The organism is Microcystis sp. M53603_WE2, from assembly GCF_030065435.1.
Genome location: NZ_JASJFF010001241.1, coordinates 1 through 1,064 on the forward strand (window position 1 = coordinate 1; position 1,064 = coordinate 1,064).

The 1,064-nt window shown below is 44.9% G+C and carries 1 protein-coding gene; it reads left to right on the forward strand.

Annotation, left to right across the window (positions count from 1 at the left end; genetic code table 11):
- The coding region (locus PX481_RS25975) for an NAD-dependent epimerase/dehydratase family protein (RefSeq protein ID WP_288096843.1) at nt 1-861 on the forward strand (861 nt) is incomplete at its 5' end.
- Nucleotides 862-1,064: the final 203 nt, after the last annotated feature.

A 1,064-nucleotide genomic window follows, 5' to 3' on the forward strand; every position in this document is an offset into this window, starting at 1 on the left:
ATCGATCAATTTAACGATTATTACGACCCCAGTTTAAAGCGCAAAAATGCCCATATTCTAGCCAAATATCCCGAATTTAAGTTAATCGAAGCGGATATACAAGCCCTCGACTGGCGACAACTGTTGCAAGGAGTAGAAGTATTATTCCATCAGGCAGCCCAAGCAGGAGTCAGAGCAAGCTGGGGTGATGGATTTCGTCAATATACCGAAAGGAATATAAATGCTACTCAAATTATTCTTGAGGCCGCTAAGGAAACCCCGTCTTTACAACGGATGGTTTTTGCTTCCACTTCCTCGGTGTATGGCAATGCGGAAACGATGCCGACTCCCGAAACCCTTTGTCCCCAACCAGTTTCACCCTACGGCATCACCAAATTAGCGGCAGAAAGACTCTGTTGGCTATATCACCAGAATTTTAACGTTCCCGTCACTGCCTTACGTTATTTCACCGTTTATGGACCGCGGCAACGTCCCGATATGGCTTTCCATAAGTTTTTTCAATCAGCGATCGCAGATAAAGCCATCGGCATCTACGGGGATGGCAAACAAACCCGCGATTTTACCTTTATTAGCGATGCTGTAGCCGCTAATTTAGCCGCTGCCGTCGTACCGGAAGCGGTGGGGGAGGTGTTTAATATTGGTGGTGGTAGTCGCGTGGTTTTGTTGGATGTCTTGGATACTATGGAAAAAGTCATTGGTAAACCGATCGAGCGATCGCATCAAGGATTGGCCCGGGGAGATGCCCGTCACACCGCCGCCGATGTCACCAAAGCCCGTACTATTCTAGGTTATAATCCCCAAGTTTCTTTAGCCGAAGGATTAGCCCAAGAATGGCAGTGGATTCAGGAATTATATTGTTAACGGGGGCAATATCCTTAATAATCAAAAAATCTCCCTTTTACAGGGAGATTTTGGGCAATATCTAGGGTTTGCTGAATAATGGTAAAACCCTTTTAAAATAAAGCTTTTGACCTGTTAAAGTCCGATGTTAGTGCAAGAAAATAGGATTGGGACGTTCAAAAACCTTGCATTATCCTTCTTGTAGTACATCGCTTGGTACAAAA